At 59.1% G+C, this 26,408-nt stretch carries 21 protein-coding genes and 1 pseudogene; 7 read left to right on the top strand and 15 right to left on the bottom strand.

Annotated features, from left to right (window positions below; all coding sequences use genetic code 11):
- Window positions 1-10: 10 nt before the first annotated feature.
- The 5 genes from J5276_RS15350 to J5276_RS15330 all read right to left on the bottom strand — a co-directional run bounded on the left by J5276_RS15350 (window position 11) and on the right by J5276_RS15330 (window position 5,383).
- Window positions 11-1,021 (bottom strand): TRAP transporter substrate-binding protein, encoded by a 1,011-nt coding sequence (locus J5276_RS15350; protein WP_003517515.1) that lies wholly within the window; start codon window positions 1,019-1,021, stop codon window positions 11-13.
- A gap of 65 nt (window positions 1,022-1,086) precedes the next feature.
- A complete protein-coding gene (locus J5276_RS15345; RefSeq protein WP_013761236.1) occupies window positions 1,087-2,964 on the bottom strand; it encodes a TRAP transporter large permease subunit in 1,878 nt (625 codons plus the stop codon).
- A 757-nt stretch (window positions 2,965-3,721) separates the two neighbouring features.
- Window positions 3,722-4,531, bottom strand: a complete 810-nt coding sequence (locus J5276_RS15340; protein ID WP_174068745.1) for a cyclase family protein — start codon at window positions 4,529-4,531, stop codon at window positions 3,722-3,724.
- 299 nt (window positions 4,532-4,830) lie between these two features.
- A complete protein-coding gene (locus tag J5276_RS15335) occupies window positions 4,831-4,989 on the bottom strand; it encodes a hypothetical protein (protein ID WP_155846277.1) in 159 nt (52 codons plus the stop codon).
- Window positions 4,967-5,383, bottom strand: coding sequence for an organic hydroperoxide resistance protein (locus J5276_RS15330; protein WP_019566319.1), 417 nt, complete (start codon window positions 5,381-5,383; stop codon window positions 4,967-4,969). The genes J5276_RS15335 and J5276_RS15330 overlap by 23 nt, the downstream gene beginning before the upstream one ends.
- A 577-nt stretch (window positions 5,384-5,960) precedes the next feature.
- Between J5276_RS15330 and J5276_RS15325 the strand changes: the two genes are divergently transcribed.
- Together J5276_RS15325 and J5276_RS15320 are read left to right on the top strand one after the other, a co-directional pair.
- On the top strand, window positions 5,961-6,209 hold the full coding sequence (locus tag J5276_RS15325; protein WP_006313527.1) for a type II toxin-antitoxin system VapB family antitoxin: 249 nt from the start codon (window positions 5,961-5,963) through the stop codon (window positions 6,207-6,209).
- On the top strand, window positions 6,206-6,619 hold the full coding sequence (locus tag J5276_RS15320; RefSeq protein WP_019566318.1) for a type II toxin-antitoxin system VapC family toxin: 414 nt from the start codon (window positions 6,206-6,208) through the stop codon (window positions 6,617-6,619). Before J5276_RS15325 ends, J5276_RS15320 begins: the two co-directional genes overlap by 4 nt.
- A gap of 14 nt (window positions 6,620-6,633) precedes the next feature.
- Here J5276_RS15320 and J5276_RS30385 read toward each other — a convergent pair.
- The 8 genes and pseudogenes from J5276_RS30385 to J5276_RS15285 form a co-directional block, all read right to left on the bottom strand.
- Window positions 6,634-6,768 (bottom strand): annotated as a pseudogene (locus tag J5276_RS30385) (integrase); the annotation flags it as partial.
- A 113-nt stretch (window positions 6,769-6,881) separates the two neighbouring features.
- The gene (locus J5276_RS15315; protein ID WP_019566317.1) at window positions 6,882-8,198 is read right to left on the bottom strand and encodes an ATP-binding protein; all 1,317 of its coding nucleotides are present in this window, start codon (window positions 8,196-8,198) and stop codon (window positions 6,882-6,884) included.
- Entirely contained in the window at window positions 8,195-8,935 is a 741-nt protein-coding gene (locus J5276_RS15310; protein WP_003508322.1) for a response regulator, read from the bottom strand. Before J5276_RS15310 ends, J5276_RS15315 begins: the two co-directional genes overlap by 4 nt.
- A gap of 95 nt (window positions 8,936-9,030) precedes the next feature.
- Window positions 9,031-10,077: an alpha/beta fold hydrolase gene (locus tag J5276_RS15305; RefSeq protein ID WP_209159580.1), complete on the bottom strand. Its 1,047-nt coding sequence runs from the start codon at window positions 10,075-10,077 to the stop codon at window positions 9,031-9,033.
- Between the two features lie 201 nt (window positions 10,078-10,278).
- Entirely contained in the window at window positions 10,279-11,037 is a 759-nt protein-coding gene (locus J5276_RS15300) for an alpha/beta fold hydrolase (RefSeq protein WP_209159618.1), read from the bottom strand.
- A 46-nt stretch (window positions 11,038-11,083) separates the two neighbouring features.
- Entirely contained in the window at window positions 11,084-12,838 is a 1,755-nt protein-coding gene (locus J5276_RS15295) for a cytochrome c biogenesis protein DipZ (RefSeq protein WP_209159617.1), read from the bottom strand.
- A 183-nt stretch (window positions 12,839-13,021) separates the two neighbouring features.
- Window positions 13,022-13,531 (bottom strand): cytochrome P460 family protein, encoded by a 510-nt coding sequence (locus J5276_RS15290; RefSeq protein ID WP_080850132.1) that lies wholly within the window; start codon window positions 13,529-13,531, stop codon window positions 13,022-13,024.
- 129 nt (window positions 13,532-13,660) lie between these two features.
- Window positions 13,661-14,098, bottom strand: coding sequence for a hypothetical protein (locus J5276_RS15285; protein ID WP_209159579.1), 438 nt, complete (start codon window positions 14,096-14,098; stop codon window positions 13,661-13,663).
- 347 nt (window positions 14,099-14,445) lie between these two features.
- On the opposite strand from J5276_RS15285, the gene J5276_RS15280 reads away from it, so the two are divergent.
- A complete protein-coding gene (locus J5276_RS15280; protein ID WP_209159578.1) occupies window positions 14,446-15,534 on the top strand; it encodes a hypothetical protein in 1,089 nt (362 codons plus the stop codon).
- 100 nt (window positions 15,535-15,634) lie between these two features.
- On the opposite strand, the gene J5276_RS15275 is transcribed toward J5276_RS15280, so the two are convergent.
- Window positions 15,635-16,843: an MFS transporter gene (locus tag J5276_RS15275; RefSeq protein ID WP_019566310.1), complete on the bottom strand. Its 1,209-nt coding sequence runs from the start codon at window positions 16,841-16,843 to the stop codon at window positions 15,635-15,637.
- Window positions 16,818-17,381 carry a hypothetical protein gene (locus J5276_RS15270; protein ID WP_209159625.1) on the bottom strand — a complete coding sequence of 188 codons (564 nt, stop codon included), beginning with the start codon at window positions 17,379-17,381 and terminating at the stop codon, window positions 16,818-16,820. The genes J5276_RS15275 and J5276_RS15270 overlap by 26 nt, the downstream gene beginning before the upstream one ends.
- A gap of 259 nt (window positions 17,382-17,640) precedes the next feature.
- On the opposite strand from J5276_RS15270, the gene J5276_RS30380 reads away from it, so the two are divergent.
- The 4 genes from J5276_RS30380 to J5276_RS15250 all read left to right on the top strand — a co-directional run bounded on the left by J5276_RS30380 (window position 17,641) and on the right by J5276_RS15250 (window position 26,404).
- Complete coding sequence (locus tag J5276_RS30380; RefSeq protein WP_247749971.1) at window positions 17,641-17,886, top strand: hypothetical protein; 246 nt, start codon at window positions 17,641-17,643, stop codon at window positions 17,884-17,886.
- A gap of 250 nt (window positions 17,887-18,136) precedes the next feature.
- A complete protein-coding gene (locus J5276_RS15260) occupies window positions 18,137-19,882 on the top strand; it encodes a hypothetical protein (protein ID WP_209159577.1) in 1,746 nt (581 codons plus the stop codon).
- Window positions 19,883-19,898: 16 nt separating this feature from the next.
- Complete coding sequence (locus J5276_RS15255; protein ID WP_209159576.1) at window positions 19,899-21,146, top strand: hypothetical protein; 1,248 nt, start codon at window positions 19,899-19,901, stop codon at window positions 21,144-21,146.
- A complete protein-coding gene (locus J5276_RS15250) occupies window positions 21,146-26,404 on the top strand; it encodes a hypothetical protein (RefSeq protein ID WP_209159575.1) in 5,259 nt (1,752 codons plus the stop codon). Before J5276_RS15255 ends, J5276_RS15250 begins: the two co-directional genes overlap by 1 nt.
- Window positions 26,405-26,408 lie beyond the last annotated feature (4 nt).

Below are 26,408 nucleotides of genomic sequence, written 5' to 3'. Positions count from 1 at the left end.
AACAGGCCGGTCAGGTCAGGCTTGCACCAACGGCCTTTTCAAGAATGGCCCAGGCTTCATCGCCGTATTTGCCTTTCCACTCGGAATAGAAGCCTGCCTCTTTCAGCGCGGCGCGGAAAAGTGTCGCATCCGTGTCGTTGAAGGTCATGCCCTTGGAAATCAGATCTTCCTTGACCGAGGCATTGAGCTTCGCCACATCGGCGCGTTCATCCTTGCCCGACTGGTTGAGGTTTTTGGCGACGATGGCGCGCAGGTCATCCGGCAAACGCTCCCAGGCGCGCTTGTTGGCCAGGAACCAGAACCCGTCCCACATATGATTGGTGACCGAGCAGAATTTCTGCACTTCGAACAGCTTTGCGGTGGAAATGATCGCCAGCGGATTTTCCTGGCCATCGACCACACCGGTCTGCAGTGCAGTATAGACCTCGGCGAAATTGATCGAGGCAGGGGCGGATTTGAACGCCTTGAACATAGAGGTCCAGAGCGGGCTCACTGGCACGCGGATCTTAAAGCTTTCGAGATCGGCCGGCGTGGCGATGGGCTTGGAAGCGCTGGTGATCTGGCGGAAGCCGTTATCCCAGATGGTGTCCATGGCAACGAGATTCTGCTTGGCAATTTCGCCACGGACATATTTACCGAGATCGCCATCCATGGCCGCCCATACGGACTCGTAGTTCGGGAAGGCGAAACCGATGCCGCTGATGGAGGCGTTCGGTACCAGCGTCGACAGGATCAGCGGCGAAAGCGTGAAGAATTCAACGCCTCCAGAGCGCACCTGGCTCAAAACGTCTGTGTCGGCACCCAACTGGCTGCTGGGGAAGATGCTGATATTGACCTGTCCATCGGTCTCCTTGGCGATGCGCTCGGCGGCCTCCTTGGCGCGAATGTTCATCGGGTGCGCCGCAGGCAGATTGTTGGCATATTTATAATTGTATTGAGCAGCGCGGGCGCGCGACACGAAGGCGGTGGCCAGTACGGCGGAACCGGCGCCGGCGAGTATGGTACGTCTGTTGATATTCATTGCTTTCTCCTCCCAAAATAAAGCAGTTATCATTCATCGGCGTGGCGGGCGGACCCGCCACGGTCTCAGAGCAGAATGGTCGAAAATCCGGGGATTGCTGCAATCAGCAGCAGGCCGATGATCATGGCTGCGAGATAGGGCCAGATGGCACCCATGGCTTCGTCCGGCGACACGTTGCCGATCTTGCAGGCGATGTAAAAGCCGATACCGATGGGCGGCGCCATCAGGCCGATATTCATGGCGACCACCACGACCATCGAATAATGAATGTCATTGATGCCAAGCGTGCGGGCGATCGGGAACATGATCGGCGCGAGCAGAACGATTGCCGGCAGTCCTTCCAGGACGCAGCCCAGGATCATGAAAATCAGGATCGACACGACCATGTAGGTCATCCAGCCGCCCGGAAGATCGGTAATCATCGCGGTCAGCTGGAAAGCAAAGCCGCTCTGCGTCAACCCCCAGGCCATGGCCGATGCACAGCCGAGGATCAGCAGGATCGCCCCTGAAAGGGCTGCCGTCTCGACCAGCATCGAATAAAGCTTCCTGAGGCTGATGCCGCCATAAAGCACTGCGCCGACGATCATGGCGTAGAGCACGGCAATAGTGGATACTTCGGTTGCAGTGGCGACACCGCCGCCCACCAGGCTGCGGATGAGGAAGGGCAGAACGAGCGCCGGTGCGGCAATCAGGGCTGCCTTGCCGACCTGCGGCCATGGCGTGCGCTTTGCGCCTTCCATGTTTTCATCCCGCGCCTTCCAGCGGGCCAGAACGGCCAGCACCAGAAGCAGTACCATTGCAATCATGAAACCGGAGGTGAAGAGGCCGGCAATAGACACACCTGCCGCCGAACCCAGAACGATCAGCACGATTGAGGGCGGAACCGTATCGGCCATGGCGGCGCCGGTGGCCAGAAGCGCGATCATTTCCTTGGGTTTGTGGCCACGGCGCTTCATTTCCGGAAACAGCGCCGGTGCGACGGTTGCCATATCAGAAACCTTGGAGCCGGAAATGCCGGAGACAAGAAACAGAGAACCGAGCAGAACATAGGACATGCCAGCGCGAATGTGGCCAAACATCGAGGACAGAAGCTCGACAATCGCCTTACCCATGCCGGTTGCATCGAGCACGCAGCCCAGCAGCACAAAGACTGGCACTGACAACAGAATGATGCCGGACATGCCCTCATCCATGCGCCCGATCATCACAATGGTCGGAACCCAGGTGGTGAAGGTCAGATAGGCGAGGGTTCCAAGGCCGAAGCAGAAGGCAATCGGAACGCCCAGCACCAGAAATACCGCAACGAACAGGCCGAGGAAGATCGCCAGATTAAAATTGCCGAGGGATTCCAGCATCGGCGATGCCAGATAGAGCAGGCCGGAGGCAACCGCGACCGTTACAAGGGCCGCAATGATATCGCGCAGATTTTCTCGTCGGAAGAGATTGTTGAGCACCAAAAGCAGCATAAGACAGGCGCCGACCGGCAGCGCCGCAGCGCGAAACGACATCGGAATATTCAGCGCCGCTGACGTGACCACCCACTCCTCGATGGCGTATTCCATAGCGGGCTTGATGATTGCGGCAAGAAATGTCGCCACCAGCACCAGTGCCAGGGAATTGATATAGCCCAGAACACGTTGGGGGAACATGTTGAGAAACAGCGTGAGGCGCAGGTGTTCACTGCGATCGATCGCGATTGCCGCGCCCAGCATGGCAAACCACAGAAAGCACAAGGACGCCGTTTCATCGATCCAGACAATCGGCAGATGCAGGGCATAACGTGACGTCACACCCAGCAGAAGCAGGCCGATCATCACCGCCAGCAGCACCGCCGCCACGGCCTCGATGGGGCGCATGAACCAGGAGCCTGTTACCTGTCCGGTGTGCAACAGTTCGCCATCGAGTACAAATACGTCGTCATTCGCGTTTGCGGTCATGGTCATCGGGGCCTCCTCTCCCACAGAACAACCTTCGCAATGAACATGTCTGCAAAACAGAACGTCCGTGCCACGACCGCGACATCAGGATAGCTGTTGTTGCCAGACAGGCCAGACCCCTCCAAAGGTCTGAATGTATCGGGATATTGCCTCCACAATATGGACCGTTACAAAATCATGTATTCGGGATACACAGAAAAATTCATGAAATCAACAGTAAATAGACGGATTTATGCAGTTAATTTGTGCGTCTATAAGGTCCATATAGTGGATCATACTTGATGGGAACCCTCATTCCTCATGATCGCCTTGCAGCGCGGCACCTCGTTCAAAGGCCAGTCACTGCAAATCGTGCCTACCGATTGGAGCAGGTCGCCGGACATCCGGGACGCCTGCGTCGCGTTACAGAGAGCCGGAAAACATGTCTGCCTGTCCTTAAACTGGCGGGGGATGGGAGGAGCTGCGACGTGACGACCGCTGGGCGCAATGGGAAAAATGCCGGTGGTGCGGCTGAGCGCTCCCTGAACGGCAATACAGGCGTCGCTTATCAATCGAAACCTTCCCTTGCGGTGGTTTCTTGACCTAACGTTATGCGGCAAGAAACTATGTTCTTCGCGACGTCACCGCATGGAATTCTTCCTTTCAAGCGCGGGGCGACGCGTCGCCCAGCCTTTCCTTGAAGACTGCGGCGGATTCTGAGCGGATTTATCTGACGCGGCAGGTAAGCGGTTGCTGCATCCGGCGGCGCCCCGGCGTACTACGTTCAGACCAGAGCCAGAATCCGGGCCGGACCACCCGTTCCGCCTCGATGTGCAGGCGCACCGACGACGATTGTCGCGCCCTTTACCGGCAAAGCCTCAAGGTTGTTGAGGCCTTCGATGCCGTAGCGCCCTGCCGGGAGCCAGGAATTGTGAACTGCGAAATCGGCAGAGTTGCCAGGATCAAGCGAGAGCGTGTCGACACCGATTGCGACCGTATCGTGCTTGAGCAGAAGGTCGGTTGCCGACTTGCCGAAACCGGGGAAGGCAAATTTTCCGGCGTCGTCATTGCGGAAGGAGGGGCTCTTTACTCTGGTTGCCCAGCCGGAGCGCAGAGCGACGATCGAACCTGCCGGGATGTCGCCATTTGCGGATATCCAGCGCTCGATGTCTTCGGCCTCGATCGTGGAATTGGCATCCTCTTTTGCGCGGTCTGTGATGTCTATGACGACCAGCGGCGCGACAAGTTTCTGCGGTTCCAACTGATCGACACTCGCCCCGTCGGCGCTGAAGTGGAAAGGTGCGTCAATATGCGTTCCGGTATGTTCGTAGATCGTGAGTTTATGGAGCTGATAACCATCCTTGGCGATCTGAGCTGCCCATTCATATTCTATGCCCGGTTTGCCATCGAATGTAGGGAATGTGGAATCATATGTATGTGTGAGATCGATGACCTGTCTGGGTGTTTGCGCAAGCACCGGGGCCGCGAGGCTGCCAGCCGTCATCGCCGTTACACCGGCCACGGCGCCCTTGAACAACAAGCGTCGCGACAGCATGTTCTTTTTCACGTTCTCGATCACGCAATGGTTGCACATACCTTAGTCCCTCCAGTGAAAATCCCTGATCGCAACCGTAGCGCAACGATGGAGTGACGCAAGACATGACCTTCCCTGATTTTTGACCCGTGTTCAGATGGCGGTTTCGGCAGCCCGGCGTCCATAGGCAGTACCCGCTTGCCCACCGGCAGGCCGGTCTCCGATATCGTGAAAGGGTGGTGGACAGATTATCCGCTTGCCGCAGGGCGTTGCGCGACGCGACTGCGTTACTAAGAGGGATGGCAGGAAGAAGTGTTGGCGAAAACGGCCGCGGCGGGGCGCCGAGCCGTTTCCTTGGGTCAGATCGATGAAACCGCGCCCAGAAGTCCCGCAAGCGGCGAGGGCTCGTCGGATGTTGCGTCATATACGCATGGCACTGCAAATATCGCCGCAAACACGATGGCGATGACAAGCGCGCGGGCGGAAACCATCGGCTTAAGCGAGAATGAGCGTAACATCGATGTTCCCCCTGGTTGCCTTCGAATAGGGGCAGATCTGGTGGGCATCTTCTATTATCGTCTGCGCGATGGGACGATCGATACCGGGCAGGCTGACCGACAGGCGAGCCTGCAGAAAGAATTCGCCACCCGTCGTGCCGAGGTCAACCTCCGCATCGACAGTGGTGTCGGCGGGAAGCCGGAGCTGGTGTTTTGCCGCCGCCTTTGTCATGGCGCCGATGAAACATGCCGACCAGCCTGCCGCAAAAAGCTGCTCGGGATTCGTGCCCGGCTTTCCGCTGCCCGGAGGGGAAAGCTTGATGCCAAGCGCGCCATCATCGCTTTGCGCCGATCCGTCGCGCCCACCGGTCGTGTGGGTCTTGCCGGTATAAAGAACAGTCTCGATCTTGGTCATGGGAGGCTCCTTTCATTGTGCCGCTGCTGCGGCGTTTCGTGATAGGAGCTTTGTGACGGATCGGCGTATCCGGCATGTTTCCGGAAACTGCAAAACTGTATCGAAAAGTATCGTTGTTACTGGTCTTCAGACGCCACCTTTTCGATATTTTGGTGGGAGTTCTGCGGTGGGCAGGTCGGCGGCCCGTTTGGGGACCTGCGATGGATTGGCAGCTTGCCGTTTTGTCATGTTATTTTCGCGCATTTTTCAGGTGCTTTGTACAGATAAGAAATGCGCGAAAAAATGACCGGTTGTAAGCGTGTATGAGCTAAGTACAACGTCATCAGGCTCGAAATGCGGCGTTCGGTGGAGCTATGACATAACCTGCATCAAATGCACGTTGGCGGCCGTCTACAGCAGAAGTTGCTTAAAGCACGGCGTTCAGGGGGGGAGATGTGTTGTCTCCACGCGGAATGAACATGCATGATGGCCGAAACAAAGGGTGCGAAAAAACAACAGGTAGCCATCAAGATGGCAGATGCCATCTTGATGGCTACCTTCATTTAAGCTATATTCGATCCAGACGAAGGAGCACTCAATGGTAACCCCGCAACTATCTGTCCGCAGTTCCAAAGCGCGCGACCTTGCACACAAGCTCGCCCGCCGAGAAAATCGCACGATTGCCGATATCGTCGAGCGCGCGCTCGAAACATATGAGGCTCGTGAGGCAGGACGTGAACCCGCTGCGAAATTCTATAGTCGTCTTTCATCGCAGTCGGGTACGGATATCGATTTCGACAGTATCATCGATGAAAACAGACGCGCTCACAAAGGCGTCGAGCTTTGATTTTTCTCGACACGAATGTGATGTCGGAGACTTTGAAGAAAGCTCCCGATTCTGCAGTCATAGCATGGCTGGTTCGTCACGACGCCGAATTGGCATTGTCGACGGTTGCAGTTGCCGAGATCGCTTTTGGTATTCAAAAGATCAGGCCGGATCAGCGCGCCGATCGCCTGGAAGAGGGACTTGTGAGCTGGCGTCGCCGGTTCTCCGACAAGATGTTTGCCTTCACGGAAGAAGCAGCATTGGCCTATGGCGATATCATGGGAGAGGCTGCGCGGCAGGGGAGGGGGATGTCGGCTCCGGACGGCATGATCGCGGCGATAGCGCGGATCAATGGTGGCCGGTTGGCGACCCGAAACCTCAAAGATTTCGAGACGACAGGGCTCGAATTGATCTCGCCCTGGCAATTCTAACAGTGAGACCCGATCTACAAAAATCGGGCCGCTCGCCTGCTTCTCCGTGTAGCACTGTTATAATAGCTGGATGCTTGCTGGACGGATCGGTGGCGTGATTGCTCCATGGCTTCTGGCAGGGGAATTCCGCGGTTGGCAGCCTCGGTCAGGCGCACACACCATCTGGCGAAGTGCTTACTTCAGCTAGGGCCCAAGCTGTCGTTATTCCGGAGTCCGTGGTGATCAAATGATAAGGGATACTTATCGTTAATCTGCGTCCCTGTCAGGCAAAAGCCACCTCGGCTGCAAGCCCGCCGCCTTGCCTGTTATAGAGGCGCACCGAGCCGCCGATTGTTCCGGCGAGCTGCTGCGCGATCGCAAGTCCGAGTCCTGTTCCGCCGGTGTCGCGGTTTCTCGATGTTTCAATCCGGAAAAAGGGCTGCATGGCATTTTGCAGCATCTCGTCGGGGATGCCCGGCCCACGATCGAGCACCGTGATGACCACGGTGCCTTCAGTGCGCCGGTCGACGTTGATTTCCGCACTGCCTCCGAATTTGAGCGCGTTATCTATCAAGTTCGTCAGGATTCTTCGCAGGGCATGTGGCTTTGTCGATACTGTGCCGCGCACCATACCGTCAACCGTGACTGCTTTTCCGGTATCCTGATAGTCGTAGGCTATGCTGTCGATGAAAGAGGCCAGATCGATACGTGAGGATTTCTCGCCATTGCCATGAGCGCTGCGTGCATAAGCGATACCATCCTGTACTAGACGTTCGATTTCACGCAGGTCACTGACCAGCTTTTCCTTTTCCGGCGTATCGTCTGCCATGTCGGCCCGCAACCGCATCCGGGTGATGGGCGTCTGCAGGTCGTGCGAAATCGCCGCAAGAATCTGGACCCGCTCCTCGAGATATTGGGCGACGCGATCGCGCATTGCGTTGAAGGCGCGGGCGGCGTGGACAACTTCGCTTGGGCCGCTCTCACTCATCGGCAACCCCTTTTCCCCCGGATCCAACGCTTCGGCTGCCGCAGCCAGCGCGCTGAGCGGTCTGGTCGTCTGTCGCACTGCAAACCAGGTGCACAGAAGTAGAAGCGCCATCTGCGCGGCGAAGACATAAGGCAGCCACTCCGCCAGCGGCATCACGCCGCGCGGTGTCACGTCAATTGTGAGGGGCGAGCCGTCCGATAGCGTCAGATGCGCCTGAAGCCGCTTGCCGTCGCCGGGAATGGACTCGACCTTGACGGGGAAACGGTGTCCTGCGGCCTCCTCGATCCTCTGCGCAATTTCAGCGCCGCGGCCAGACATGTCGGAAACACCTGGAACACCCGGGCCGAGGACGAGCTGATAATTGCTGCGGCTCAGGCGATGGACCCATTGCGCCCGCTCTTCCGCAGGCAGGCGGTCGATTATGGCGATCGATACAGCCAGATCCTGCTCAAGAGTGCCGAGCATGACCGCCTTTGCCGACATATATCGTTCGGCAAAGAGGATGCTGAACGACAGACCGTAGGCAATGGCGAGGCCCGCAAACAGGATGATGAAAAGTCTGGACCGCAACGAGCGCGGCCACCAGCCGGCGAGCAGGCGTGGGCCGTTCATATCCTCGGCTCCGAAATCTCCACGGGCACCGCAAAGACATAGCCTTCCGCCCGCACCGTCTTGATGTAGACGGGTTCGCGCGCGTCATCCCCCAGCCTTTGGCGCACGCGGCTCACGAGAAGATCGATCGATCGGTCGAAAAGTTCGGCATCACGGCCCTGAGTGAGATTTAACAGCTGGTCCCGGTTGAGGACGCGCTGGGGATGATCGATGAAGACCCTAAGGAGCCGGTATTCAGCGCCGCTCAAGGCCACGGTCGTGCCCTCCCTGTCGAGCAGGTGACGGCCCACCGTGTCGAGGCGCCACTCACCAAAGGTCAGGAGCTGCCCGGCCTCGCTGATCTGCAGATTGGGAGGCAGCATCCGCGTGCGGCGCAGTATGGCTTTGATACGCGCAAGAAGTTCGCGGGCAGCGAAGGGCTTCGACAGATAGTCGTCGGCGCCCATTTCGAGCCCGATAATGCGATCCATCTCGTCATCCCGGGCGGTCAGCATCAGCACCGGCGTGGCTTTGTGTTTCCCCGCCCGCAACTCGCGGCATAGAACTAGCCCGTCATCGCCAGGCATCATCACGTCGAGCACGATGAGATCGACGGTATTGCCGTCGAGAAAACTTCTCATCTGCCGTCCATCGGCCGCCACGCTCGTACGCAGGCCGTTCTTCTTCAGGTAGCTGGAGACCAGCTCCCGGATTTCCCTGTCGTCGTCCACGACGAGAATATGGTCGATATGGTCCATTGGATGCCTTCGTCGTCCGGACGGTTCGAGTGGCCCGCTACCGCGCGCCCCGCTGTCACATGCAGTAAGACAACGGTTCGCGGGCTTCGGCAAGTTTAAAGCTTTGCGACGTCCAGAACAGCCCTGGCAAAAGCTTCTGGCGCTTCCTGCGGAAGGTTATGGCCTATGCCGCCGCTGATGTTGCGGTGCTGGTATTTGCCGGAAAACTTCGATGCATAGGCGGAAGGGTCTGGATGCGGAGCACCGTTGGCGTCGCCTTCCAATGTTATCGTCGGCACGGTGATGACGGGAAGTTTCGCAAGCTGGCGCTCGTAATTATCGTACTTGGCTTCCCCGTCGGCCAGTGCAAGCCGCCAGCGGTAGTTATGGATGGTGATGGCCACATGGTCGGGATTGTCGAATGCGGGGGCCGAACGATTGAAGGTCTCGTCACTGAATTTCCAGGTCGGAGATGCCGTCTGCCAGATCAGGCGCACGAAGTCGCGGGTGTTCGCTGCGTAACCCGCACGGCCGCGTTCCGTCGCGAAATAGAACTGATACCACCACGAAAGTTCCGCCTTGGGCGGAAGTGGCTTTCTATTGATTTCCTGACTGCCGATGAGATAGCCGCTGACCGACACGAGCCCGGTGCAACGCTCGGGCCAGAGTGCGGCCATGATGTCGGCGGTGCGAGCGCCCCAGTCATAACCGGCCACGACGGCCTGTTTGACGCCGAGTGCGTCGAGAAAGGCGATCATGTCGACCGCAAGCGCCGCCTGCTGTCCGTTGCGTGCCGTGTCGTCCGAGAGAAAACGGGTCGTGCCATATCCCCGCAGATAGGGGATGAGTACCCGATATCCAGCCGATACAAGGATGGGTGAGACATCAACATAGCTGTAGATGTCATAAGGCCATCCGTGCAACAGCAGCACGACTGGGCCGTCTGCGGGGCCGGCTTCTGCGTAACCGACGCTGAGTACACCCGCTTCAACCTGCTTAAGGGCGCCAAAGGAGGTCGCTCCGTCGCGTCCGGTTGACGGCTGAGGCGCAGGCGCTTCGCCCTTGGCATGAGCAAGGCCTGTGGCCCCGAATTCGACGGCGGCAACCGTCATTGCGGCAATGCCGAAGAAGCGGCGGCGCTGGAAATTGATCTCGGAAGTCATTTGCTGTCTCTCCTGTCCGTGTTGGATGCCGGGCAGGTAACAGGGTGCGTGTATCCTCGATGTGTCCCAAGGGAGGCGAATGTGAATGGTTTTGTAGCAGGGCGCATTCCGGATACAGACTGATACATTTGGCTCGCCCTTCCAACGCAATCAGCCGCCCCGACATCCGGGGCGGCTGCATTTGATCTTACGAAGGTGCGCTTACTTTGAGGATGCCCGGGCCGCCTGTTCGATGACGTCTGCAACCTTATCGGGCTGGGAGGCGAAGACCGCATGGCTTGCCGCAATCTCGGTCACCGTGCTGCCAGCGCGCTTGGCCATGTCACGCTCGAGCTCGGGGTTGATCGACCGGTCCTGCGTTGCGACGATCGACCAGCTTTTTTGGGTTTTCCAGGCGGGTTCGCCGGCTTTGGCGGCAAAGGCGGCCTTGGCGGCGAAGACCTGACCTCTTGCCATGAAGGTTGCATCCTCATGCGGCAGATCGCCGGCGAAATCTTGTCCAAAGACGGCTGGATCGAGGTAAAGGAACGCGCCATCCTTCGTCGGCTTGATGCCGTTGCCGGCCGGCGGTTTGGAGCCGGCGAGGTCGAGAAGGCTCTCTCCCTTCTCCGGCTGGAAAGCGGCGACATAGACCAGCCCGGCCACGTCCGGTCGATTGCCGGCTTCCGAAATCACCATGCCGCCGTAGCTGTGCCCGACGAGCAGGCTCGGGCCCTGCTGGAGATCGAGGACACGGTTGGTGGCCGCTACATCATCGGCAAGCGAGGTGATGGGCTCCTGCACGATCGTGACGTTGAAACCGCGACTTTGAAGGATCTCTGTCGCGCGGCGCCAGGCCGAACCATCGGCCAGCGCGCCATGGACTATGACGATATTCTTCACCTCCGCCGCATGTGCGGCAAAAGCGATCAGTGTGGTTGCGATGGCGATCGCGAATTTTGGCATGAGACGACGGTGCATCATGTTTTTCCCTTGGTTTAATGTGAAGTGGAAGGAAAATGCAGGTTCAGCCGAACGTGAAGGCATAGGCCTGCACGCCGGGGTCGAGGAAGCGGATGGCAAAGGTTCTCGCTTCGACGGTGCCGGACTGGCGGACGAGCTGGTAAAGACGGGTTGAGGTGACAACGCCATTGCCCTCGGCGTCCGTGTCGGCGCCGTGATCCGCACCCGGCGGATGCCCGTCGACGGTGACCTGGAAACGAACCGGTTTTCCGGCGCTTGCCGGTCCAAGGACCAGATGCAGGTCACGGGCGCTGAAGCGGTAGGTTATGCCGCCATCAGTCGCATCAAGTGTGGCCGCCTCCGCGCCAACCGTCCAGGTACCGGAAAGTCCCCATTCGTTGAGAGAAGGCGTTGTGACGGAATAGTCGCGCGGCGTGTCCGCGCGCACCGCCTCGTTCGATGCAAAATTCTCAGCCTGTCGGTAGCCGATATAGGTTTCGCCGGAGCGCATGTGCCCGATATCCGCACCGGCTTCAGCCCCTGTCGCCTCCGGGCTCACCGGTGCGCTGGAGGAAGCGCTGCTGCCGGCCTCGCGCAGCAGGTCCTGGATCGCCTCTTCTGTCTGCCGATAATCGCCTTCGCCGAAATGGTGGTAGCGAATCTGGCCCTTGGCATCGATCAGGTAATGCGCCGGCCAATAGCTGTTATCAAAGGCGCGCCAGATCTTGTAATCATTATCGATTGCCACCGGGTAATCGATCTTGAAGCCGGCGACGGCCTGCCTGACATTGTCGATTTTTTTTTCAAAGGCGAATTCGGGTGCGTGGACACCGATGACGACGAGGCCCTGATCCCGGTATTTGTCTGCCCAGGCCCGCACATAGGGAATGGTGCGGATGCAGTTGATGCAGGAATAAGTCCAGAAGTCGACGAGGACGACCTTGCCGCGCAATTGTTCGCGCGTGAGCGGTGAGGAATTGAGCCACTCGACGGCGCCGTCGAGGGATGGAGCCTTGCCCTCAACCGGCAGCTCCGACCGGGCCGCAGCAGCGCTGGCGCTGGCGCCCGCCTCGGTCGCCGCTTCAGGCGCTTTGGCGGTGTGGAGCCGATCGAGCACCTGCTGTTCGAAGGGTGCCGTACTCGCATAGGAAATCTGCGACAGGAAACCCGTATCCAGACCGAGCGCGATGACCGTGACGCCGGCAAGCACCGCCGCGCCAAGCGCCTGGCGAATCCGCTCGCTGAAACCCAGAGACCGCTTCATAACCGCAAATACCCGGCCGCCGACGAGGATGGCAACGGCAAGGGATGTCGCTGCCCCGGCGGCGTATGCGGCAAGCAGCAGACTCGTTTCCAGATTGGCCCCCTTCAGGGCCGCCCCCGTCAGAACAAGCCCGAGGATTGGTCCCGCGCAGGGTGCCCATAAAAGGCCGGTGGCGATGCCGAGTATCAGCGAGCCCGCAATCGTCGGTACTGACCCGGGCTTGCCGGCGGCATTGGCGAGCCGGTTGCCGAGTTCGACGACCGGGCGGGTGGTGATGCTGGCCGCCCGGGGCGAAATCAGGCCGACACCGAAGACCGCAAGCAGCGCAAGAGCCGCGAGCCGGCCATATTCATTGGCGCTGATCGCCCAGTTCCCGCCAACAGCGGCAAGCGTGGCGACGGCGCAAAAGGTTGCCGCCATTCCCGTAAGCAGTGGCAGCGTGCTGCGCAGGAACGGTTGCCCCGCCCGCGCAAAAACGAAGGGAAGGATGGGCAGGATACAGGGGCTGAGAATTGTCAGCGCCCCTCCGAGATAGGCAATGACCAGAAACGTCATCATCGTGTCCTTTCAGGCAGGAGTTCGGGGCTCCGGGCGGCGAAGGCGACCCGGCGATGGCGCCAATCTCTCGGCCTCACGTATCCCTGATGTGTCCGGGCTTCGGTGAATTTGTAATCGAGTGTAGAGGCCGCCTTTCCGCGAACAGTCGCGAAGGCGAAATCGCCCGAGCCCCGGCATCGGTTACGGTGCATATCGCGTGAAGACGAAATCATGGTCCTTGACGTTGCCCTCGTGGCAGGAGAGGCACGTCTCATGCTGGGCGGCATCCACCGGCTTGCCGTTGACAAACCGCCCGAAGCCCCAGCCGTGGCTGGCGGCATATTTCCTGGAGTCCTTCACCATCACCTGCACTGTGGTCGCCGCGCCCGGAACCGTGGCCGGCGGAAACTCCGTGGATTGCTGCCGCTTATAAGCGAGCTTCACCAGTATCGAGCCGTCGGGAAAGGGCAGGGTTCCGCTCTTGTAGGCGTCGACGGCGACATCGTTTGCCAGAACAGCGCGAAGCTCGTCCAGCGGCGGCGCTTCCTGCGCGGGCGCGATGAACTTCCAGTCACGATATCCTTCAGGAAGCGTGACACCATAGATGGGAGAGGCAAGTTCCGGCGGCGTGTCCGCTGAGCGCGAATAAACGGTTCCAAAACCTGCTGCCGCACCCGATAGGGCGACGGCGAAGAAAATCTGCCTCTTCATGGGAACTCCTGCCTGATCCGAAATAGATCAGGCAATGATCTGCCCTGCAGGTATCCGGCATGTTTCCTGAAACCCGCATTTATGTATCAGATCGTAGCAGTGCGCAGTGCCCCCGAAGGCATGTCACGCTTAAAGGCCGGCGAGCACGCTCACGTCATCGTCTTTTGGAGCCTCCATCGCGAACTTTATCGCTTTCTGGATCTCGTCCTCTATTGCCTTCCTCTCGTCGGGCGGCATGGCGGCAAGGTCGCCTTCGGACAATCCCCGCGCCTCCAGATATTGGGCCCGGATTTTCTCACCAAGGCTCATATTTGCCCAGCGGCTAAGCTCGGCCTCATCCGAGCCTGTGCCGCCGCCCTCAAGCGGGGTCTCTTCTATTCCGCCCTCTTGCCCCCGGAGTGACCAGAGTGCGTTGGCAAGATTGGAGGAGAGCGAAGGCGCGGCGCCCCCTCCGATCAACGATGCCGACCGTTCGGGTGTGGGATTGGGCACGGCCTGGTAAACGTCCTGTGGCCGCGGGCGTATGTAAAGCGAGGCGGTGGAGCCAATTCGATCGATTGCAGACATGGTATATCTCCTTCGCTCGCAATCTGGTTCGGGTGGCTTGTGTCTGGCTGGTCATGCTGCTTGCCTGCGTTCGGCGACGTCTCTTTGGCGACCACGAGCACATTTCTTTCGTCACCTCGCCGGCGGAATTGCGCAAAATCATTCCGAAGCAACGAGAAGTCGTGAAACTTTTTGGAGCGCGGCGAGTTTGGTGAAGGAGCAATCAGCTCGCATGTCCCACTGCATATAATCGCCGCTACGCGGAGGATTGATCGTCCATTCGGAGGAGATCGCATGAATTCCATCATCTATCTAGTCGGCCTCGTCGTCGTCGTCCTGTTCATCCTCTCATTGTTGGGGCTACGCTGATGGTTGATCCAACGGGTATCGAAACGAATCCAAACCGCAGCTATGTGGATTGGCCCGCGATTTTCGCCGGTGCCGTCATTTCCTCGGGCGCCATGGCTATTCTCACCGCATTTGCGGGCGGCCTAGGCCTGAGTTCAATCTCGGCGGACAATGGTGGCGAGGTCAGCACAGTCTGGCTCATCATAACCGCGCTCTTCGTCATCATTTCCATGGTCGGCTCCTACATGCTGGGTGGCTATATTGCCGGCCGCATGCGTCGGCCTGCCGGCGCTGCCGACAGGAATGAACTGACCGTCCGCGATGGCGTGAATGGCCTGGTCGTGTGGGGCCTCGGAACAGTCGTCTCGGCGTTTCTAGCGCTCGGCGTGCTGTCCGGTGGTGCCAAGGCTGTCGGCAGCGTGGCGCAGACTGCGGTTGAGGCAACGGGTTCGGCAGTCGGTGGCGCCGTTCAGGGTGCTGGCCAACTTGCGGGCGGCATTATTTCCGGAGCTGGCAGTGCAGCAGGTGGTCTGGCGCAAGGCGCCGGTCAGGCTGCAGCGCCCAGCATCGAGCAGATGCTTCCGCAGGGCCTGAAAGCCAATCCAATCGACTATTTCACGGATAGTCTTTTGAGAACCGATGCGCCCGCCGCCCCTTTTACGGGTGACCAGAGCGCCGGCGATTATCAGCGCCAGATCAGCGGCATCCTCGGCAATCTGCTTGCAACCGGTGAGATATCCGATGCCGATAAGACATGGCTTGCCAACCAGGTCGCTGCCCGCACAAACATCAGCCAGACGGATGCGCAAACGCGCGTAAACCAGACGGTTGAACGCGTGCAGGCCGTCAGGGCGGAAGCGCAGAAGAAGGTCGATGAAGCACAGAAGCAGGTCGAAACCCTGAAGGCTGAGGCACAGAAGGCGTTGGACGATGCCAAGGCCAAAGCTGCGGATGCTGCAGAAAAAGCGCGCGTCGCAGGCATTCTGACTGCGTTCCTGCTGGCTGCTTCCGCACTCGTTTCCGCTGCCGCTGCTTATATTGGTGCAGTACACGGCGGCCGCCACAGAGACGAAGGCCGTATCTGGGGTGGTCTTTCCTACCGCAAGTAACCAGAGCGACGGCAAGAAAAATCGGCTTTTCACAAATGTCCTGCCCGGACCAAATTCCGGGCAGGACTTTCGTTTTAGGTATCTGCCGTCACGGACAGGGTCAATCGCGACGCTGCAGCAAGGCAAGTGCGACCGTGGATGCCGCCAGGATCGCGGTCAGCGCCAGCGGCGCAGTGGCACCGTAGGAATCGACGATGTATCCGCCGACAACCGCCCCGATACTGATAGCCACCTGGAAAGAAACAACCATCAGGCTGCCTGCCGCTTCCAGAGCATCGGGTGCGCCGCGGGAAAGGTTGGTCGGCAGCACCACGGGCGCCATGCCAAAGGCAAGACCCCAAAGCGCGACGAGCGCGAATGCGGCGCTGCTATGAACACCCCATAGGACGAGGGCGATTGTTGCAAACGCCATCAGGGCGGCGGTAACGATAAGCGCGAGGCGGATACTGGTGTCTGCCATGCGGCCTCCCAGTACATTGCCGATCACGGAAGCGACGCCAAAGCCGAGCAGGGCAAGAGCAATCGGCGTGGTCTCAAGCAGCGTCACCTGTTCGAGGAAGGGACGCACATAGACCGAACCGGCAAAATGCCCCGTCATCAGCAACAGGATGGCAAGCATCCCCAGCTGAACGCTGCGCCGCCGCGTCAGGCGGAAAACATCGGAAAGACTGTTGCTTGTACTTGCCGGCAGCGAGGGTAGGCTGAATATCTGAAGCAGCATGGCAATAATCGCAAGCCCCGCCGTCATCGACATGGCAATGCGCCATCCCACCCAGTCGCTGATCAAGGCGCCCATGGAGGGAGCCGCAATGGTGGCGAGTGAAACGCCGAGTGTGACGATAGCCATGCCGCGCCCGGTCGAATTAGCGCCAACGAGCCGCGCCACAACGGCAACCGAAAGCGCCCAGAAGCCGCTGAGCGCAATACCAAGTCCGGCCCGGCCCACCAGCAATAGCCAGAAATCGGCAGCAACTGATGCGAGAATGTTGGAGCCGATCGCCAGCGCGCTGAGACCAACAAGCACAGTCTTGCGGTTCAGTTTGCCGATGAGAACATTGCTCAGCAAAGCCGTCACAGCGCCGACGGAAGCGGTCGCCGTAACAACCTGTCCGGCTGTACCCTCGGTAATACCGAGATCGCGCGCCATGGGCGTCAACAATCCCGCTGGCAGAAACTCGGCCGATACCAGCGCAAAGCTGGTGGCCGCCATCGAAAGAACCGCAAACCAGGTTGCGGCGGTCCATGCGGGTTCTTCTGCGGCCTCCAGGCCAATCGTTGACCCATCAAATTCTGATGTCGTGTCCGTCATGGTGTCTCTCCTTGCGTTGGGAGAGTTTTAACCGAATTTTTTCGGATGATATGTATCTAAAAATCCGAATTTCATAACTATTCCTCCGAAATTTGTGCGTTGCACAATGTTTCTTGCGCACTGCGCGGGCCGGATTATCCCACGTATCCGTGCCATCCTTCTTTGCCTTGCGATCCCAAGGGAACCACAGCTTGATGCGGCCATATTGTTCCGGATAGATTTCTTCGTCCTCAGGGCCGGGGAAGACACCGCAGCCGGTCTTTGGGAATGAGTGGCAGGCCGCATATTCGGGTGGAATTATCCTGGATTTGCCGCCTGGCTCGTCAGTGCATTTCGCCAAAACTACATCGAGGGACTTCTCCGGTTCTTTCCGATCAACACGTTGCTGTTGGTGCTTGCGCTTGCAGGAAAGGCCAGCGCCGTAAGTGGCACTGGCCGCCGCCGTTGGCCTATCCTTGGCGTTGGCGGTGATCGAACAAGTGCCGGCAGTGAATCCGGAATTCACGTTCCCGCTTGCCCGGAGAACCATCAGCGCCATTGGGGCAGCCCTCAGTGCGCGGCCTGGATTGTCATCCTTGCAAGGTTATTACGGTTTGGGCCTGAGCACTGGCTCGACGCATGGCAACACGAGCGTTGTTGTCGCCCTCTGTGCCGGCGCGCCTGACAGATCTATTAAAGAACGGGAGACCGTTTTGGAGAAAAGTTCCATAAACTACGTGCAGGAGACGAACTCGTCCGGCATAGGTTGGCTTGGAATGTTCGGCGGCAATTCTGGTTGATCGGTCGATATCTATAAAATGACATCGACCTTTGAAGACATGATCGCCAACCGTATCAGCCGGGTGCTTGCTGACCATATTATAACCGGATTGGTCGAGCTTGGCAGTGAGCTGAGGCAGGACGCCCACACGAGCTTAGGGATAGCTATGTGTCGGCGCTTCTGCGAACGCTGTGATCTGCTGTGTGAAATTTGTTCCCAGGCTCCGAGCCAAAAAGTTGTTTCGATGCTAAAATACTATCTTGAATTGTTGGCGATTGCCTGACAGAGTGTTGGATGGGGATGAGGTGGAAAGTTCCATCTTTATCGGTAAAGTTTCAAGCAAAGTTCGGTGCTTTTTCCAATTGAGGGGTTGGGATGGCGTTGCTGATACCGTTTGCACGTGGATTTTTCAGTAAAAGAACATGCCAGTGGCACCTGACAACTGGTGCATTACTGTGTGTGTTCGGCGTTTATTTTGCGCAAATCTCCGAGTGCGGAATCTCTGAAAAGCCCGGTAACTGGGGAGGGCCTCCATGAAGCCTGCGGCGGTTGCTGCCCTCAAAATGCGGCTTGAAGAACTCGGTTTCAATATGGTTTTCGACGTCGGTGATCAACCGACTAACTGGCTCAGGCATGCGCTCCGCGAATTCCAAATCTACGCGAGGTTTTCGACGGTCGCGCAAGAAAAGTCCGAAAACGTCACGGGGAAGCGATGGCTCGACCGGCTAAAACCTGTCGTGAACGATGATCGCTATGTCGGGCCGGTCGACGGCGTGCTCAGCGCCGAGGTGCAGAAATGCCTCGACTACTGGGCGACAAAGAAATTTCGCTGTCCAGTCGTCACCGAGATCTACGTCAATCGGGGCCAGCCGGTCTGGCTTTCACTCGATGGCGACGCTGACGCCATCCACGGTAACTATTGGCGATATGATGATCCGCGCATCGTCAGGTTTGTCGATCATGCCGACAAGACGGATCGTGATCCGCTTGGAAAACTGCAAATCCGCATCTGCGACTTGAGTGGATTGTTCGAGGCGCGGCATGGCACGGATCCGCGACAGCTCGTCAAAAGTGGCCGCATTCGCCAACATGGCGAATGGCGCGGTGGCTTCACGGCCGACAGCCGCACAATGAGTTCGACAGGTGAGGTACTACCTGACCTTCTTATTGGGAAAGCTTGGAAGGATATCACCAGCGATGCCGTCAAGAGCAGTTTCCGCGTGGCCCGCGTCGTGGCCGAGCGCGAGTGCCTCGGCTATTTCCAGTCTGTGAACGGCTATGATGATGCGTGGATATCTCTCGGGCCGTGTCATTGGACGCTCGCGATCGGAAACTCGAAAACCAAGCTGCCGCCATCGACAGAGGCAGCTGAAGGAGAGCTTCCAGCCTTTCTTGCCTACTGGACTGGGCAGGACCCAGCGGGTGCGAGTGAAAAGCTGACAGAGACCTTTGCCTTAACGCCGACGCCGGCTTGGCCGGCAGGCAAGGCAGGTACGGTTGCAGGAAGTTGGGGAGCACGTAATTACACTGGGCGCCTGAGGTGGCAGAGCGGACCGATCGACGGAACAGCGTCAACGGGAAATATCACCCGAGTCGAGGACTTGGACTGGTTCAGGACCACGCATTGGTTCTGGCGTTTCCTCGCACTTTCCCGCAACGTCGAGACGTTCAGGCGACGCCAGTGGGATATGATCCGATTGCGCATGCGCGACATTCTTGCCTACGAGTTAGATCCGAGTGATCGCCCCGGCGCGACAGTTGGCACCAAGCGCGTGCCAGTCTCGGTTCTGTTCACGTCGGAGGCATCCGTAGCCCTACTTCTCAGATGCCATATTCGGAAGGCGGGGTTTCTGTCCCATACCAAGTTTCAGCACCCATCGCTTCGCCTTGCTCTAGCGTTTGCGGGAATCAGTGAGCCTGATCCAAGGAAATGGAGCAATCCGGAAGAGACATTGCTGATCGAAGGGATGATGGCTGCTGCAGCTCTGGCGGGCCTCGCTCCCGGTCAGAAGAAGGCGCTCAAGGGTATGGCAGTCAAGGATTTGCCGAAAGAGCGAGAGAAGCTTGCCACCTCGGCGGAAGCCGGTTCACTTTTCGCGGATTGCAAGCAGATGCTCGACTGGCCCGAACCGCAAAAGTTCAAATGGGGGGCATCGAAGGCTGGGCAAAGTACAGCCTTTGCACTGGCAGAGGACGTCGCAACGCCCAGACTGAAGAAAACCCGCAACTCATTCACGCTCGATACCAGTGACTTGCCACCGCTACCTAAGAAATCATAGATCGACGGAGCTATTCATGCGTGGTTTTCCCGTTCGCATTGTTGCCGCGTTGGCGAGCGCCATTTGTCTGCAGTCTTGCGTGGTCGGAGATCTGGCCCCGAGCGCTGCGCTGGCGCTGGACCAGCCCCTTTCGGCGGCTCCCGTTTCATCCTTGCAGCCGCTTGCTGCCGGAGCCGTTCCTCGGCCTGCCGTAGGCACACAATGCCCGGTCAGCAATTGGGCTTCGGTGAACGGCAAGGGCAAGCGGCTCTACGCCGTTCGCCCGGGTGTCGGCACGCGCCTTAACCTCGTCACAATGAGTATGGGAACCGATCTTGATTTGACACCGACCCGGAATACCACTCCGCCAGCGCTGACGCCAACCCGCGTCGACCTTCGCCTTGTTGAGCCTGGGGGGGCAATCGATCCACACGAGCGCGCCGTTCTCGCAACCTTTCTGACGACAAACCGAACTGAGTGGAATGCCGGCAATGAAGCGAGCGAATTTTACCCCGTCACCGCAAAAATGCGCGCTCCGCTCGTTGTCGCAATAGAAGAGAACCAAGCAAAGCTATGGAATGCCTTCGTGCGCACGCTCTGCATCGAGGTTTACAGTGCGACGGCCCCGGACGTTCCCGGGACCGTGCCGGCGGTGCGGGTACTTGCGGACATGGCTTCGCTCTGCCAGGTGCTTCCAAAGGTGCAGAGAAGTGCGTTTACCGCCACGTTTATCGACCCGCGAGAAGCGGCTCGAGACTGTGACGCTTCGGTTAACGGACGGCCAAAGGTGGCCACTCGCGCGATCAACGGAACCGGAACAGCACTTGCACCAAACGCATGGGTCGTCGCTGCCCTGTCGCTCGGACGCAAAGGCAACGATACGTCCTATTACGATGCGGGCGCTGACGGCGCACCGCAGACCCTCTTTGGCCAGGTTGATTTCGGTGCTGTCCGGCCATTTGGGAGCGATCCGCCGCGTTGGTCGCTTAGCGCCTGGGAGGCATCCGGCATCTGTCACTTGAACGATCGGTCAGCGTATATTGGTGCCGTGATGATGCGCAGCGGAAACCGATGGATACGTGTTGTTGATGAAAAGCCGACCTACACGGTGGTCGATGCGGTCGTGTCCCGAAGGATTAGCCGTCTCGGGGACAGCGATCTCGTGGAACCGAAGATCGTGCGTGGTGACTTGGCTCGACTGACTTCCGCCGACGTTCGAAAGATTGAGTGGCGCGCAGGACCGACTACCATTGCGGTCAGCGGTTGCACAGGAGTGCCCCTATAATGGCAACGCTCTCGCTCTTCGGCCTGGATCTTTCAATCGCAAGCGGGGGCACCGCGCAGCCGGTGTTCCCGACCCTAAGCCTGACCGCACAATTGACGAACGGCGACACGCGGCTGAGCGTTCGGCTGGACGGCGAAATCGGCGCGGTCCGGTTTGCAAATTTTCGCAGCGACATTGATTGTTCCAAGTCGGGAGACAGGGTCGCCCTACGTGATGATGACCATGCAGCGAGCAGTGGAAGCGTCACTTTGACTGTAGATGGACAGAGCTATTTGTCGACAGCAGCCGGCGTCGCGATCATCGGCGGCCAATTGATGTTGAATCATGAGCACACTCTGCGCGATGAAGTCCTCGAAGCGGTGACAAGTAATCCGCTCGGCGCATTCCTGACCCTCGACCAATTGCAATATTGGCGGGCGAGTAACCTGCGTCTTGATCTTTCTGACGTCGCCGCACCCGGCATCGACTTGTTGAGCAGTGATAATCGACCGCGCGCGAAGCTAACCGACCAGTTCGGGAGTGGCTCGACAAATCGAATCGATCAGATTTTCCAGCTGTTGGGGACGAGGATCGGGGCCACAGGCCCAACAATCCTGCTGCAACCGCGGCGAGGTGCGATTTATCTCAATGCTGATGTTCTCGATCCCACGACAGCACTAGACGCACGCGGTAACGGGCTCCTTTTCCAGCATGTCACCGTAGAGGCGCGGCTGGAGGCGGACCTAGCCCCCACGATCAATGGCTGGAAGATCAGTGGCTGGTTCACTGCACCCTCCGCCAAGAGGCTGATCCTTGGCGTACCGGCACTTCAGGATGAGCAGGGCCACCCGCTCGTTTTGGGTATTGCCGATCGGCTGCCGCTCTGCGAACGTCGGGGCAATAACAGACCCGTCACCAACGGTCGAACGAACCGCGCCCTTGTGATTGGGAGGCCAGAGACCGTCTGCGACTTCGAAGCCGAGTTGCTCCGCGTCGATCCTTTGTCCACGTACGGACGCGAGCGGCGGGCGCCGCCGCTCGCGTCCGGAAGAACCATCGCGCCACCATACTGGGTCGACAACGGGGGCGCGTTAGTTCGCAATCAGCCACCGCGCGACATCGTCGGTTGGTCGCGAAACGGCGCAATCAGGCGGGGCGAGGCTCGGCTGCCGGAAGCGATCCGTTTTGAACCTTACCGCGCGAGCGGCGGCGACTTTCTCTTCATGCAAGCCAGCCTCATCTTTGGAGCTGAAGCTGCAATGCTGGTTGCAGATCTGCCGGAGCGCGCTGCTACGGAACGCGGCGAGGAGCCCATGCCTCGGTTGCGTCGGTACCGAGCTGTCGGACGCGATGCGACCGTAGCACTTCCCATCATAGATCTCGCATGGTCGCTCGCAGATCTGGTGGGACCGCGACAGAACGAGGTCCAGCCGCTTGCTCCTATGATCCGGGATTGGACGCGCAATTTGGATCAGACCCTAGTCGCGGCATTTCCTAGAGCAGAGGTCGATGCCTTCCAACACATCGATGGCCATCGGGCAATGGCGACACCGCAGCCCTTTGCTCGGCTAATATCCACGCCGCCCGTCACGACGATGGCCAAGGGCGGCGGTCGCGACGCAGCCGCGTTTGCACTAGCCGATACCATTTTGGCTCGCTCGGCGTTCATGGCAGCTCAGCCAGCGGCTCTCGTTGCCGCCGAAGATCCAGCAACCGCCTTGCTTTTCGGTGGATCTCGCGCATCTGACGACGTCGCCGAGGCACGCGGGAAGCTGGACGCTGCTCGCCAAGCACTTGCTCCAGCCGTGGAAGCGTTCTTCCGGTTCTGGGATGGGGTCTTGGAGGATAGCGAGCCGGATAGCACTTGGGCGGCACGTCGAGCACTTCGCAACTATCTTGTGGGGGAGCCAAGAACACTCGCCGCTCCAGACGACTGGAGCCTTGACGATCTCGTTGAAGCATCGTCGCGGTTGTCGCAAGCCCGAGACATGGTCGCCCGGGGCCCGGCGGCGATATTAAGTTTTGAACAATACGCCGACAGCCTTGCCGACGCATTTCCCGACGAAGTCGCCGAATTGATCGATCCAGCCGGCGCCAATACGCCGCTCTCGCGCCTATTCCAACGTGTTTTTGCACCGGCCTCGATGGAGATCCTGAAGCGGGCGATTGAAGCCGTCTGTGCGGTCAAGCAAGTGACAGACCTTGCCGAACATCTGCCGGTCCTGCAACGGTTCGTCACGGCAGAGCTAGCCGAAGCTATCGCTTCTTTTTTCCAGGGCGTCGAGCGGCCAAGCGGGATGATTGCCGAACTGCTCCAAGGATTGTCCCCGATTGTCGATCAGATCCAGGCCTTATGGGCCGACCACGCTGGCTACGATCAAGCAGTAGTCGAGGTTCTCGATGCACTCGTGGAGCGGTACGGGCCATTATTCACAAAGGACGTGTTTGCCGCAATCAATGCCCGAAAGGAAGAAGCCACAGCACTGCTTGATGTTCTCAACACCGTTGGCATTAAGCTTGTCCGCCTCGCGGATCTCTCTTTCGAACCACCGGATTTCCTTATTGCCTCGCGGCGGATCCGCGCTGCGGGCTTAAGCGGTGATACAACCAATCTGCATCCCGTCGACCGGATCGCCGCTCTTTGGAACCATCGCTTCGATTTCTGCGTGTTTGGCGGCGGCAAAGCATGGGATATGTTGCTCGATGACGACACCACGGTCATCGTCAAACTCGGTGCCGGACGCGATATCGAGACTATCCTGCGGGAAGTGACGCAGACCTACTCCGGTGATGGGCGAACCGATCCGTTTGCACTGGCCGCAGACGGCGAGGAAAACGATCCTGTTCATGCCTTCGCGTCGGGTTTGGCGCTTGATCTTCGCCGTCCGGAATGGCGCGGTGTGCTGATCATTAATCCGACGATAGATCTTCAGCGCGATAGCACCATGAGCACGCTGTGCGGTTTCTCGCACTTGCCGGCCCGGTACGCCGCTGTCGGCGGCCAGACTCCCGAAGCACTAGCAGGGGTCGACCTGACGATTTGGGGTCGTATAGAGCGGAACGCCGAGCCAACAGGAGACTGGGTCAAGAGCGAGGGCGAGGAGCTCAGTGGTCAGCCCGAATGGGGCGCAGCGGATGTCGGCTGGTCGATGACTAAGTTCGAGGCGACGATCCGCAACACGACAGTTTTATCGGGAGAAATCGTATTCCGGCTGGATATCAAGGAACTCTTCGGCAGACGCGATCTCGGCTGGGATCCGATCACTGTTTCGGGTGCGGTGCGGGAATCGGATGCGGCTTCATCCGGCGAACCTCGCGATTTTAATCTTGGTGCAACTTTTGACACCCCGCGGGTGCTGCCGATCGATATCGATTTCTTGAAGGAGCTGCAACTGCGTGGTGTTCGGATCGGACGATCCGATGGCGATACAACGATCGAGACTGATTGCGACCTCCAATGCCAGCCATCGACATTTGCGGGCATTACCTTTGAAATGCCGGACGCCCCCGTGCGTCTGTCCGACTTGAAAATCCGCATGCCGAAGCTGTCCGACGGCCGAGCACTGGCGATGGGGGTGCGACGTGCACTATCAATCGACCTTGGGGCCATTCGCTTCCCCGTCTTGAGCGAAAGGCAGCTTCGCCTGGCCGGCTTGGAGATCAAACCTGTTGGCGTCGGCCTAATCCGCGATCTCGGCGAGGCAATCACGGAAAATCTCAACCGGGAAACCATGCAGGTCGTCAAACCGGTCATGGCGGACAAGGAGCGTTACGCCTATACGTTCCTGGACACACGTATCAGCTTTGGCAACGGTCCGGGCCTAGATGGCGGCACCCAACTATCCCTTGTCGGACGCCTCGGCGCGCCGGTCGCAAGCCCTGGTACGGCGGTGGGCAAGCCGGGTTTCGGCATCGCCTCGCTCGATGCCCGAAATCTGAAACTTTCGCTGCTGCGTATCTTAGAGATTGAGGCCGAACGCCTGACGGTTGATGTTATTCCGGTCCGCGATCCGGACGATCAGCACGCCGCTCCCTCCACCGCCGGCGTCGTTGATGTCGAGAATTTCAACCTGCGCCTTCTGTCATGGTCGCTCTTCAACGAAGGCGACCAGCGGCGCCTGCTCTTCGCCCAGCAGACGGAGAAGGGTGGAAGCCGCGGCTTTCTCGCTTGGTATGCCAGTGGCGATGATGAGAGTGACGCTTTCTTCGGGCTCCAATGGCTGCTGATTGCCCGTAACTTCGATCCCGGCGAACAGCTCCTGAAGTCCCTGTTGGAGGAGGGACAGCAGGGCGACGTCGCCCACGAACGCGACGCAATCAGCAAGATCATCACACAGGACGAGGCGGGCAACAGAACGCTTAATGCGCGGATCGGCGCCGACCAACCCTGGTTGTTCGGCATCCGCTTCGATCTCGGCGAACTTTTCAAACCCTGCGTCCTCGTCATGCAGGACGGCCGCTATTACGGCATCCGTCTTGGCGGCCCGGTGGCCAAGCTGTTGACCGGCGAGGATGAGCTGAACTTCGCATATATTCCAGGCGCCGAGCCGTCGCTCGATCGTTTCAGGACGACCTTCCGCTGCGCTGCCTTCGACCTCTTAGCAACAATGCGCTCGGGCGTCATGGCGTTGGAATGGAGCCCGTCCTGGGATTTCCTGATCGATTGCGGACATCCGTGGCGCGGCCCGGGCGGTTATGCCTGGGAGCGCTCGTTCTCGATGCCGGTCGGCACCTACGAGGCGAAATTCGGCTTCTTTGTCGAACGCCGCACGAGCTTGGCCCCCCCGGCCGGCGTACCGGATGTGCTGGCTGGCCAGCGTTACGTGACGTTCAGCGCCGGGGCCGGCTTTTATTTTGGTTACATGTTCGAAGTAACAGGCGGGATCGCATGGGTCCGGGCTGGCATCGGGGTGTTTGGTGTGCTGGTTGGATCGGCAACACTTCGCCTGCCAGAAGGCAGCAATTCCGGTAATCCACTTACCCTCTTGAAAGGCTCGCTTGCGCAACTCCAAGTCGTGGGGACGCTTGGAGTTTATGCCTACGGGGAGGGCGGTGTTGAGGTCTGGATCCTGTCGGCGCGCTTCCGTGTTTCGGCGCAGGCCTTCGTGGAAGTGCACCTAACCTATGTGCCGAGCGGCCGCAGCCGCATTAGCTGGGATGCGATGATGTCGGCGAACTATTCGGCATCGGTACGGGTCGGCTCAGGCTGGTTCAGCTGGACATTCAGTGTCAGTGGCTCAGTCGGTATGCGCATCAGCGGTTCTGCGGCTTTCGGGTGAGACA

The organism is Agrobacterium sp. S7/73, assembly GCF_019355535.1.
Lineage (GTDB): Bacteria > Pseudomonadota > Alphaproteobacteria > Rhizobiales > Rhizobiaceae > Agrobacterium > Agrobacterium tumefaciens.
This window is presented reverse-complemented; position numbering and strand designations above follow the sequence as displayed.

Excerpts from the sequence above, each read along its gene's own strand:
- J5276_RS15300 (WP_209159618.1), bottom strand. The coding sequence starts at position 11,037 with ATGCACCGTCGTCTCATGCCAAAATTCGCGATCGCCATCGCAACCACA.
- J5276_RS15280 (WP_209159578.1), top strand. The coding sequence starts at position 14,446 with ATGGTTGATCCAACGGGTATCGAAACGAATCCAAACCGCAGCTATGTG.
- J5276_RS15335 (WP_155846277.1), bottom strand. The coding sequence starts at position 4,989 with ATGTTACGCTCATTCTCGCTTAAGCCGATGGTTTCCGCCCGCGCGCTT.
- J5276_RS15315 (WP_019566317.1), bottom strand. The coding sequence starts at position 8,198 with ATGAACGGCCCACGCCTGCTCGCCGGCTGGTGGCCGCGCTCGTTGCGG.
- J5276_RS15325 (WP_006313527.1), top strand. The coding sequence starts at position 5,961 with ATGGTAACCCCGCAACTATCTGTCCGCAGTTCCAAAGCGCGCGACCTT.
- J5276_RS15255 (WP_209159576.1), top strand. The coding sequence starts at position 19,899 with ATGCGTGGTTTTCCCGTTCGCATTGTTGCCGCGTTGGCGAGCGCCATT.
- J5276_RS15310 (WP_003508322.1), bottom strand. The coding sequence starts at position 8,935 with ATGGACCATATCGACCATATTCTCGTCGTGGACGACGACAGGGAAATC.
- J5276_RS15350 (WP_003517515.1), bottom strand. The coding sequence starts at position 1,021 with ATGAATATCAACAGACGTACCATACTCGCCGGCGCCGGTTCCGCCGTA.
- J5276_RS15250 (WP_209159575.1), top strand. The coding sequence starts at position 21,146 with ATGGCAACGCTCTCGCTCTTCGGCCTGGATCTTTCAATCGCAAGCGGG.
- J5276_RS15295 (WP_209159617.1), bottom strand. The coding sequence starts at position 12,838 with ATGACGTTTCTGGTCATTGCCTATCTCGGAGGGGCGCTGACAATTCTC.
- J5276_RS15305 (WP_209159580.1), bottom strand. The coding sequence starts at position 10,077 with ATGACTTCCGAGATCAATTTCCAGCGCCGCCGCTTCTTCGGCATTGCC.
- J5276_RS15270 (WP_209159625.1), bottom strand. The coding sequence starts at position 17,381 with ATGGCGCTGATGGTTCTCCGGGCAAGCGGGAACGTGAATTCCGGATTC.
- J5276_RS15260 (WP_209159577.1), top strand. The coding sequence starts at position 18,137 with ATGAAGCCTGCGGCGGTTGCTGCCCTCAAAATGCGGCTTGAAGAACTC.
- J5276_RS15330 (WP_019566319.1), bottom strand. The coding sequence starts at position 5,383 with ATGACCAAGATCGAGACTGTTCTTTATACCGGCAAGACCCACACGACC.
- J5276_RS30380 (WP_247749971.1), top strand. The coding sequence starts at position 17,641 with ATGACATCGACCTTTGAAGACATGATCGCCAACCGTATCAGCCGGGTG.
- J5276_RS15290 (WP_080850132.1), bottom strand. The coding sequence starts at position 13,531 with ATGAAGAGGCAGATTTTCTTCGCCGTCGCCCTATCGGGTGCGGCAGCA.
- J5276_RS15285 (WP_209159579.1), bottom strand. The coding sequence starts at position 14,098 with ATGTCTGCAATCGATCGAATTGGCTCCACCGCCTCGCTTTACATACGC.
- J5276_RS15345 (WP_013761236.1), bottom strand. The coding sequence starts at position 2,964 with ATGACCATGACCGCAAACGCGAATGACGACGTATTTGTACTCGATGGC.
- J5276_RS15275 (WP_019566310.1), bottom strand. The coding sequence starts at position 16,843 with ATGACGGACACGACATCAGAATTTGATGGGTCAACGATTGGCCTGGAG.
- J5276_RS15340 (WP_174068745.1), bottom strand. The coding sequence starts at position 4,531 with ATGTGCAACCATTGCGTGATCGAGAACGTGAAAAAGAACATGCTGTCG.